Source organism: Segatella copri (assembly GCF_003465495.1).
Classification (GTDB): Bacteria; Bacteroidota; Bacteroidia; order Bacteroidales; family Bacteroidaceae; genus Prevotella; species Prevotella copri_G.
In genome coordinates, this window is record NZ_QSAV01000046.1 from 19,749 (window position 1) to 29,494 (window position 9,746).

Sequence of the window (9,746 nt, forward strand, 5' to 3'; positions counted from 1 at the left end):
TGAATATGAAAAAGGTAATGCTATTTGCATATGATGGTACTGGACTCGGACACCTTATGAGGTTAATAAAGATCGCATGGGGACTATCCAAAGAATGCCAAGTGATAGTAGTGTCTGGGCATAAGGCTATGCCTGATATTATACCAGAAGGTATTCAATACTATCTTCTTCCAAATTTCAGCGAGTTACGAGAAGAAAACTGTTACACCAATGAGCAAACTAACAGAATCAGAATAAAAATATTGGAAAAATTGATTCTGGATTTTATGCCAGATGTGTTTGTTACGGATTATCTACCTCTTGGGAAACGTTGCGAACTCGCAAGAATAATTACAGGCTATAACTGCCTTAAATATTTTGTACTTAGAAGTGATATAGGTGGGGATAGACTTACTCATGAGGATGTATTCTCTACAAGAAACATTGCAATTCTCAAGAGGTACTACCATAGGATACTATTAGCTAGCGATCCAGTAGTCACTTCTGCAGAAGTGTACTCATGGCTTCCTACAGAAATTCTTAATAAGATTGTATATATTGGTTGTGTCACGTATCCGGTGTCAGCAAAACAGATAATTGAAACACGTTTTGCATATCTAGCAGGACATACAAAAAAATGGATGGTATGTTCAGCTGGTGGAGGAAGAATAAGTCAAGAGTTCTCTAGGAAATGTATTGAATTGGCTAAAGACAAAAGATTCGCAGATTGGAAGATTGATATTATCCTAGGTAATTATTCACAACTTCAATGGCCATATGGTCAAACAGAAATATACAGTAAAAAGAATGTAACTATTCATAGAAAACTGAAAGATTTATATTTGCTTCATGCTTCTGCAGACTGTGTAATATGTTCTGGAGGCTATAATTCTTTGGTAGAATCTATGCAAGGAAAAGACAAAAACGTATTTGCCTATTCAGTCATGGACTTTGCTGTTGAAGAAGAACAGGTTCATAATATTAGAAATTTCGGGAAATATTATCCAATTACAGAAATTACATCTCTTGAATCAATGGAGGATTTAATCTTCAGTAAGATGTTCTGCTTTCAGCCTAAAAAGAATTTTAGACTTAATCTAAATGGTATTGAAAATGCTAAACGTCTAATAATTCAGGATTTAAACCATTTTTATCAACCTAAGAATATAGCAAAATGAAAATTATACATATGTCTGACTTGCATCTTTCAGCAGATGGTGCACTTGTATGGGAAGAGGACTGTAGAAGGAAATTTCTCACTGCAATAAAACAAATAAAAATGATGCGAGATGTAGATGCTATAATCGTATCGGGAGATATATCTAATGATGGTAGTTTGAATTCATATTATTTTGCAGATCGGGTATTCTCAGAGTTGAGTATACCAACCTATTGGTGTGTAGGAAATCATGATAATCTCAGTGTTATGTTTACTACGTTTAAACCAAAATTTTGCCATTTGAGTGATCAAGCACTGTTAGGTGGTTGGAGATTTTACTTTGTAAATTCTGTTGCAAGGGATAATGATGATCCAAACTCTAATCGTTCCAAAGGTATTGTGACGATGAATGTAAGAAACGAACTGGATGGACTGCTGTCGAAGAATCCTGAACCATCAATTGTCGTATTGCACCATCCTTCGTTAGAAATCGGAGGATGGCAAGATAATAAGATACTCAAAGACCGTGAAACATTTAGGGAGATGCTTTGTTGTCATAAGAACGTTAAATTAGTCCTTTCGGGACATGTTCACACATTCTTTGTAAAGAGAGATAAAAATATTCTTTATAGTACAGCATCAGGCATTGGATTTGCTTTCTCTACAAAACTGCCAAAATATGAAATCAAACAAGGGCAAGAAGGCTTTAGTTGCATTTCTTTAAACAAGAAGGATATTTTTATAGAAAATATATTATTAGAAGTTAAATGAGAAAAATATTGGTAACAGGAGGAGCTGGGTTCATCGGATCCAATCTTTGTGAAGAACTTGTCAAGAAGGGAAATTATGTAGTTTGCCTTGACAATTTTTCGACAGGACGCATTGAGAATATACAAGGCTTACTTGACAATAATAGATTTAAGTTAATAGAAGGAGATATTAGGAATCTTGATACTTGTCTAAAAGCAGTAAATGGAGTAGATGTAGTTTTTCATGAAGCTGCTTTGGGGAGTATTCCACGAAGTATAGATGACCCTATTACCACTAATGCTGTAAACATTAGTGGTTTCCTGAATATGCTTGTAGCAGCAAAAAACGCAAAAATAGACAGGTTTATATTTGCTGCAAGTAGTTCTGCATATGGCGACAACGAAACCATTCCGAAAGTAGAAGACACTATAGGCAAACCACTTTCTCCATATGCACTTACAAAATATGTTGATGAATTGTATGCACACGTTTTCTCAATTACTTATGGGTTAAAGTATATAGGCATAAGATACTTTAATGTATTTGGACGCCGTCAGGACCCTAATAGTGCATATGCTGCAGTTATACCTTTGTTCATAAAAAAAATATTAAAACATGAACAGCCAATAATAAATGGAGACGGAAGTAACAGCCGTGATTTTACTTACATAGACAATATAATTCATATCAATATGTTGGCATTGGAGACGCTATCCCCCAAAGCCTTTAACCAAATTTACAATGGTGCAGGAGGTGAAAATACTTCAGTTTTAGAGTTGGAACAACTGATAACAAAAAACTTATCAGCATATGATAATTGTATAGATTGCATTGTACCAATATTTGGTCCAAATAGAATCGGAGATATAAAGCACTCTAAGGCAAGCATATCAAAGGCAAAAGAACTACTTGGCTATACCCCAGTTTGTACATTTGAAGATGGACTCAAGAAGACTATATACTGGTATTTGACTAATCTAAAAGAATAAATATAATCAGAAACCAATATTGTAATCATTGATAAAAATGACGAATTAAATTATAATGACATGAACATAGCAGATCAAATACGTTTAAAACTCCAATTGAAGGAAAGCTCTGAAATAGAATATAAATCAGCCGCAGGCGGATTCCCAAAAGCTGAATTTTGGCGTTCTTTCTCAGCATTAGCCAATACTAATGGTGGAACAATTGTGTTGGGAGTGAAAGAGAAGAATCATAAATTCACCCCTGATGGCCTTTCAGAAGAGCTTGTTATAAAATACAGAAAGCAGTTTTGGGATGATGCACACAATAAGTCGTGCGTAAATATTCCACTGCTAGTAGAGAGCGATATAGAAGAAATAAAGACTGACGGAGGGCAATACTTACTAGCCTTTAGAATTCCTCGTGCACAATATAACTTGCGCCCCATTCACCTTACACTTACTCCGTTTGGACATACTTATAAGCGCAGGGACGAGGGAGATTATCTATGTACAGATGATGAGATAAAGCAGATGTACTCGGATGCCAACAATATGAGAGCATCCGCTGATTCTCGAATTTTACGAGGTTATTCCATTAATGACATTGATATGCTGACTTTTCACCAGTATCGCCGTGCATATGATATCAAACACGAAAACCACCCTTGGACAGAGGTTGACGACAAACAGTTCTTGGAAAATATAGGTGCCTATCGTAAAGATAGAGCTACATCAACCGAAGGATTTACGGTTGCAGGAATGCTGATGTTTGGCAAAAGTAACAGTATTACAGATCCAGAATGTTGTCAAGAGTTCTTTCCAGACTATCGTGAACATTTGAGTGATGACGCTCAGATACGTTGGACAAATCGTATATATCCCGACGGAACATGGGAAGCCAACCTTTACCAGTTCTTCACTCGTGTTTTGCCTTTGTTACAACATGCATTACCAGTGCCATTCAGCCTTGACAATAATCAAATAAGAAATAATACCACTACCGCCCATGTGGCTCTGCGTGAGGCTTTAGCCAACAGCTTGATTCATGCTGCATATACAGTGAGAGGTAATATTGTTATCGACAGATACTTTGACCGGATTATCTTATCAAATCCTGGCACTATGCTTATCAGCATGGAAGAATACTACGAAGGAGGACATAGCGTGTGCAGAAATCCTATTATCCAAAAGATGTTTGTATTCTTGGGAATTGGTGAAAAAGGTGGTACAGGTGCCGATGTTATCACAAAAGGATGGAAGGATAATGGTTGGAGCATCCCAACAGTTGAAGAAAAGAGTAATCCTGACCGAATCGAAACTTGCCTTAAACTGGAAAGAAACATCAATGGCACTACGGAAACTTCTACGATTACTACGGAAACAACTACGAAAACACCCTCTGTGACTACGGAAACTCCTGCCGATACTCCGGAAACTATTATAAAAATAATCAGCAATAATCCAAAGGTCACGGCAAAAGAGATTGCAATCGTATGTGGCATAACAGAAGATGGGGTAGCCTATCATATCAAGAAATTAAAGCAAAGAGGACGGTTAATTCGCATCGGAGGCTCACGTAATGGAGGCGAGTGGAAGGTAGTTGAATAATTCTTTCTAATGGTTTTAATGAAAGCTATCGGCTAACCTCGTCTTGCATATTCTCTGAAAATCTTGTAGAAATCTTCAAAAAACTACAAGATTTTCGGAGATATTCAAAGAATTTCAGAAGAACTTTCGAGAATTTTAAAGAGACATTACAAAATTCCTTTCTCTCGTAGCCTCTGTGGCACGAAGTCAGCCAAGTCTTTCGAATAATCATTATCATACTCATATATATGAGTCAAAAAGTCGGTTGTTGATAAAATCCATTTTTAGAGTGGAAATCTTTGTGTTTAGGACGCTTTTTGACATTTGACAATGCTTGTTGAATTTGTGATATAGCACTATCGCCACATGTGTTAAAGCTTAAAGGAATTTGCAATTATGACGTTACTAAAGAGTTTATCGGATTCATGCAGTGCATTTTTACGTAAAATGGGGAAACTCAAGACAAAGGGGAGGGCAGAGTTGCCCTTTCCTACAACTGGTATCATTGGAGCAATCGCTGGCGATTGCTTCGGGGCTGCGTATGAATTTCATCCGGTAAAGCATGGGGACTTCGATATATACAAAGATCCTCGTTTTACGGATGATACGGTTATGACCTTGGCTGTTGCAAAATGGCTGACGATTGATCCTGAACATACTCATGAGAAGCTCGTGGAGTGTATGAAAGAATTGGGTCGGAAGTATATGTTTGTTGGCTATGGGAAGAAGTTTTTACGGTGGATTATTAGTAGGAAAACGGAACCGTATAACAGCTATGGCAATGGTTCTGCCATGCGAGTAAGCCCATGTGGATTTTATGCCAAGACATTAGATGAGGCTTTGCTGCTTGCTAAGATTTCGGCAGAGGTGACCCATAACCATCCTGAAGGGATAAAGGGGGCGCAGGCTATAGCTGCTTGTATCTTCCTGGCTCGTCAAGGAAAAGACAAGAAGCAAATATGCGATTATGTTGAGGCTCATTTTGAAGGCTACAATCTTCACCGTACTCTTGCAGAAATACGTCCCGATTATGGATTTAGGGTTAGTTGTCAGTCGAGTGTTCCTGAATCTATCATCTCATATCTCGAAGCAGATAGTTATACTTCTGTTATCCGTAATGCCATCTCTCTTGGCGGTGATGCAGATACTATGGCGTGTATGGCTGGAGGAATAGCTGTTGCTACAGGAGGGATGGAAATGCCAAAAGAACTGGCTTGTTGTGTATATAATAATGTGCTTGATGATAATCTTCGTCAGATTCTTAATGAGTTTAATTTGTATCTGAAGGAGCATGAAAGGGAATAAGTGTTGTCGTTAAAAAAGTGGAGCTGTGTAATCGGTACAGCACTATTGCCAGATATGGATGACTTTACGATTTGTTGGTTGTATGAATAGAAAAATATGGAAAATGAAACTATAAAAGAACGATTCCTTGGCACAATCTTCGGGCAAGCTGTAGGAGATGCCTTGGGACTGAGCACGGAGTTTATGTCCAAGCAAGAGGTGAATCAATTTTATCCTAATGGGATAGAGGATTATTCACAAATCGTGCAGGATGATCATCGACGTCGTTGGCAAAGAGGCGACTGGACTGATGATACCGACATGATGCTATGCATCTTAGATTCCTTTGTGGCTTGTCAAAAGGTAGATATTCTTGATATTGCCAGAAGGTTTAAGGAATGGATGATGAATGGAGGCATGGGAATTGGCCGGCATACCTATAATGTAATGGCTCTTGGTGACTATACTTCGAATCCACAGAAGGCAGCAGAGATTATCTGGAAGATGGGAAAGAAAAAAGCTGCAGCTAATGGGGCTGTCATGAGAACTTCGGTGGTAGGACTTCTGAAGGAAAATGTGGCTAATAATGCTGAGAATATCTGTAAGCTAACTCATTTTGATCCACGCTGTGTGGGCTCTTGCGTTATCGTTTCTTCTATTATACATGCTCTTGTCTTTGAAGACAGGATATTGGATTATGAAAATGTGATTGGCATTGCTAAACAATATGATGAGCGAATCATTCCATTTATTGACTTGGCATATCATGAAGGTCTGGATTCTTTGTGTCTGGATGATGAAAAGAGTATGGGATATACGCTCAGAACTTTAGGGGCTGCCCTATGGGCTTATTGGCATGCAACCTCGTATAAAGAGGGTATTCTGAAGATTGTTTTATCAGGAGGAGATGCGGATACAAATGCAGCAGTAGCAGGAGCTATCCTGGGTGCTAAATTTGGAATAAACCAAATTCCTGAAGAATGGAAAAGTGGTCTTCTCCATGCTTCTATGCTCCATGATAAGGTGCAGAATTTCTACGCAATGTATCGCTAAAAGAAAGGATTCGATAATGAATGTGATGCAATTGAATACTGATATTTATAATAGCTTGGGCGTACTTTCTAATGACGAGAGCTATTTGGAAGAAGCCCTTGCTAGTATCAATCAGACCTTTACGGAACTGAAGCTTCATCGCGAAGGGAAAATGGATTTTATTCCTGCGGAGGATTTGCTTAATGAGTTATAGGATAGAGGTTGCACCTGAGTTTGCCCGTAGATTGAAGAATTTAAGTAAGCGCAGTCTGCATTAGAGTATAATAACGCAGAATCCTGCCGGCATCATTGCCAGCAGGATTTTTTTGTATCAGCCCAGGCTATTCATCTTCTGTAATGATTTCTAAATCTTCAGCTATTTTCTTCAGTCTGTCTCTTATCCTCTTTGCCAAGGTTGGTGGCTTTTGCTGAATGACAGGCTTTGGGGGCTCTTCTTCTACGACTGGAGATTCTTCTGTCGGAGCATCGGGGATGAGTGGGGGCTGCTCATCATCAGGGATGTCTGTAGATTCTGTGTTTGAGGACTCTGTAGGAATATCCTCTTTTGGGGAATCTTCTTTTCCCTGTGATTGGAAGTCGTCACGTATCGGATGATAAAGCTTGTCGATAATTCTCTGGTAATCATCTTCATCCTTGGTGGTTGTGACAGGATTGTCCTGAATTTCATCTGCCAGCTCGTTGTTGAGACCTGTTGCCAGAATGGTGACTTTGGCATCCTCATCCAGACTGTCATCATCTGAAAGACCCCAAATAACCTTGATGTCAGGATTCAATTCATCGAAGAAGGCATCTATCTCTCGCATTTCCCTAACGAAGATAGGGTGCTTGCTGGAGGTATAGATGTTGAAGAGGATGCGCTGGGCATCGCTCAGCACCTTGTCAGCCTTCCATCTATGAGTTGCTGTAAATAGAAGTTTCTTTTTATCTGGATATTATAATTCTTGTGAAGTTTTTTTGGCTATACTGCCACTTTTTCTTCGCAGCATACGAAATTTGTGGTTATTTATAGCAGCTCTCTTGCTATCCAGGCACAGGCTTCGGCATCTGCCAGGGCATTGTGATGCATGGTGAGGTCGTAACCGCAATAGGTGGCTACGGTCTGGAGCTGATGGTTGGGGAGGAGAGAGCCCAGCTTTCTTCGGGAGGCTCGGCAGGTGCAGTGGAATTCGTAGTCGGGATATTCCATTTGGTACATCTGGAATACTGCCTTCAGGCATCCTTCGTCGAAGGGGGCATTGTGGGCTACCAGGGGCAGACCCTCTATCTTGGGCGCAATCTCAGCCCAGACTTTCGGGAAGACATCTGCATTCATCGTGTCTTCCTGGGTCAGGCCGTGAACCCGGGTGTTCCAATAAGAATAATACTCCGGTTCGGGCTTGATGAGGCTGTAGTAGCTGTCTGCAATCTCGCCATCCCTCACTATCACAATGCCCACCGAGCAGACACTTGTACGCTGCTGGTTGGCCGTTTCGAAATCTATCGCTGCAAAATCTTTCATCGAATTATCATTTTTGTGCCTTATATATTATGGTGTTACTCTGAGGAAATATAGGCTATCCTATTTCTCCTATCAGCCATCTTAGGGCATTGATTCTCTTGATACCGTTGTAATCGGCAGTAGGGTCTTCATCAAGTGTAAGGATATACTTAGGATATTGGTCATTGATCTGCTGCAGAGATGCCAATTCACGTTTTAAGGTAGTCTCATCTCTAACGGTAGCAGCTACCTGATAATACGTGATATTGTTTTCATCAATCGCTACAAAATCTACTTCCAGATTATCCATCTTTCCTATATATACTTTCTGCTGGCGATGGAGTAGTTCCAGATAAACGATGTTCTCCAGGATGCGGCCGGCATCGAATGAGCGGGAACCTAGGAGCATTCTTCTCAAACCGATATCTACTAGATAATATTTACCCAATGTCTTGAGCAGCTGCTTACCCTTGATGTTGTATCTTTTGGTTTCATATACGAAGAAGGTTTCGCAGAGTGCGGTCAGATATCGTTCTACGGTTTTCTGGTCTATTTTTCTTCCATCGGCAGTCATGATGTCGGCTATGCGCTTGGTGGATAGGATGTTGCCGATATTGTCGGCTGTGAAACGGATAACGCTTTCCAGCATCATGACATCGGGTAACTTCTTCCTGCTCATGATATCCTTTACTACAATGGTGTTATATACGCCATTCAGGTAGTCGCTGATTTCTGCGGGAGTATCCAGTTCAAGGGTATATGGAAAACTGCTCCTTGTGATGTAGTCTGTATAGGCTTTGGGAAGATTGTCGGTTCCTCCGATACCTTCAACATACTCTCTGAATGAAAGGGGAAGCATTGCGATTTCCACATATCTTCCGGATAGTAACGTGGCGATTTCGCTTGACAGCATATAGGCATTCGACCCCGTAATATAGAGATCTACCGTTGGCTTCAGGTTGAGGCTGTTGATGATGTCTGGGAAATCTTCCACATGTTGTATCTCATCAAAGAAGATATAAGTCATCTTGTTTTGATGAATTAATGGCTTGATATAAGCGTATAAGTTATGTGGATTACGAAGCTCATAGAAGTCGTAATCCTCGAAATTGAGATAGATGATTTGGTCGGCACTGACACCTTGCCTCTTAAGCCAGTCACGATAAATCTCCATAATGGTGGATTTACCGCAACGGCGAATGCCGGTTATCACTTTGATAAGAGACTTGTCTTTGAAAGCGATCAGTTTATTGAGATATTCCGTTCTTTCTATTCGTTTCATATCATTTCATTGCTCTTTGATTATATATTTGCTGCGAAGATACTATTTTTTTAGGATAAATCATCCTAAAAGTAGAATATTTAAGAAAGTTTTAGGATGAATCGTCCTAAAACTTTTGAAACTAGAGAAGTTTTAGGATGAATCGTCCTAAAACTTTTTATCTATCTGTCTTATACGTGAAAAAGTTGTCACCTTTAGGATGGTTAA

General features: G+C 39.5%; 10 protein-coding genes. 7 read left to right on the forward strand and 3 right to left on the reverse strand.

The window, feature by feature from the left end:
• Positions 1–5: 5 nt before the first annotated feature.
• The 7 genes from DWV53_RS12305 (at position 6) to DWV53_RS15815 (ending at position 6,973) form a co-directional block, all read left to right on the forward strand.
• Positions 6–1,157 (forward strand): hypothetical protein, encoded by a 1,152-nt coding sequence (locus DWV53_RS12305; RefSeq protein ID WP_147468791.1) that lies wholly within the window; start codon positions 6–8, stop codon positions 1,155–1,157.
• Positions 1,154–1,909 (forward strand): metallophosphoesterase family protein, encoded by a 756-nt coding sequence (locus DWV53_RS12310; RefSeq protein ID WP_089543478.1) that lies wholly within the window; start codon positions 1,154–1,156, stop codon positions 1,907–1,909. Before DWV53_RS12305 ends, DWV53_RS12310 begins: the two co-directional genes overlap by 4 nt.
• Positions 1,906–2,877, forward strand: coding sequence for an SDR family oxidoreductase (locus tag DWV53_RS12315; protein WP_118154354.1), 972 nt, complete (start codon positions 1,906–1,908; stop codon positions 2,875–2,877). The genes DWV53_RS12310 and DWV53_RS12315 overlap by 4 nt, the downstream gene beginning before the upstream one ends.
• A gap of 60 nt (positions 2,878–2,937) precedes the next feature.
• On the forward strand, positions 2,938–4,464 hold the full coding sequence (locus DWV53_RS12320) for an RNA-binding domain-containing protein (RefSeq protein ID WP_118154357.1): 1,527 nt from the start codon (positions 2,938–2,940) through the stop codon (positions 4,462–4,464).
• 426 nt (positions 4,465–4,890) lie between these two features.
• Complete coding sequence (locus DWV53_RS12325) at positions 4,891–5,748, forward strand: ADP-ribosylglycohydrolase family protein (protein ID WP_118154360.1); 858 nt, start codon at positions 4,891–4,893, stop codon at positions 5,746–5,748.
• 96 nt (positions 5,749–5,844) lie between these two features.
• Complete coding sequence (locus DWV53_RS12330; RefSeq protein ID WP_118154362.1) at positions 5,845–6,780, forward strand: ADP-ribosylglycohydrolase family protein; 936 nt, start codon at positions 5,845–5,847, stop codon at positions 6,778–6,780.
• Between the two features lie 22 nt (positions 6,781–6,802).
• Positions 6,803–6,973, forward strand: coding sequence for a hypothetical protein (locus DWV53_RS15815; protein WP_181992489.1), 171 nt, complete (start codon positions 6,803–6,805; stop codon positions 6,971–6,973).
• 127 nt (positions 6,974–7,100) lie between these two features.
• Here DWV53_RS15815 and DWV53_RS16205 read toward each other — a convergent pair whose 3' ends face one another.
• The 3 genes from DWV53_RS16205 to DWV53_RS12345 all read right to left on the reverse strand — a co-directional run bounded on the left by DWV53_RS16205 (position 7,101) and on the right by DWV53_RS12345 (position 9,539).
• A complete protein-coding gene (locus DWV53_RS16205; RefSeq protein ID WP_259318988.1) occupies positions 7,101–7,655 on the reverse strand; it encodes a hypothetical protein in 555 nt (184 codons plus the stop codon).
• A gap of 128 nt (positions 7,656–7,783) precedes the next feature.
• Positions 7,784–8,278 carry a 3'-5' exonuclease gene (locus DWV53_RS12340; RefSeq protein ID WP_118154365.1) on the reverse strand — a complete coding sequence of 165 codons (495 nt, stop codon included), beginning with the start codon at positions 8,276–8,278 and terminating at the stop codon, positions 7,784–7,786.
• Between the two features lie 55 nt (positions 8,279–8,333).
• Positions 8,334–9,539: an ATP-binding protein gene (locus tag DWV53_RS12345; RefSeq protein ID WP_118154370.1), complete on the reverse strand. Its 1,206-nt coding sequence runs from the start codon at positions 9,537–9,539 to the stop codon at positions 8,334–8,336.
• Positions 9,540–9,746 lie beyond the last annotated feature (207 nt).

Bases quoted from the DNA above. Each gene is read 5' to 3' on its own strand.
- DWV53_RS12305 (WP_147468791.1), top strand. From the start codon at position 6: ATGAAAAAGGTAATGCTATTTGCATATGATGGTACTGGACTCGGACAC.
- DWV53_RS12310 (WP_089543478.1), top strand. From the start codon at position 1,154: ATGAAAATTATACATATGTCTGACTTGCATCTTTCAGCAGATGGTGCA.
- DWV53_RS12315 (WP_118154354.1), top strand. From the start codon at position 1,906: ATGAGAAAAATATTGGTAACAGGAGGAGCTGGGTTCATCGGATCCAAT.
- DWV53_RS12320 (WP_118154357.1), top strand. From the start codon at position 2,938: ATGAACATAGCAGATCAAATACGTTTAAAACTCCAATTGAAGGAAAGC.
- DWV53_RS12325 (WP_118154360.1), top strand. From the start codon at position 4,891: ATGGGGAAACTCAAGACAAAGGGGAGGGCAGAGTTGCCCTTTCCTACA.
- DWV53_RS12330 (WP_118154362.1), top strand. From the start codon at position 5,845: ATGGAAAATGAAACTATAAAAGAACGATTCCTTGGCACAATCTTCGGG.
- DWV53_RS12340 (WP_118154365.1), bottom strand. From the start codon at position 8,278: ATGAAAGATTTTGCAGCGATAGATTTCGAAACGGCCAACCAGCAGCGT.
- DWV53_RS12345 (WP_118154370.1), bottom strand. From the start codon at position 9,539: ATGAAACGAATAGAAAGAACGGAATATCTCAATAAACTGATCGCTTTC.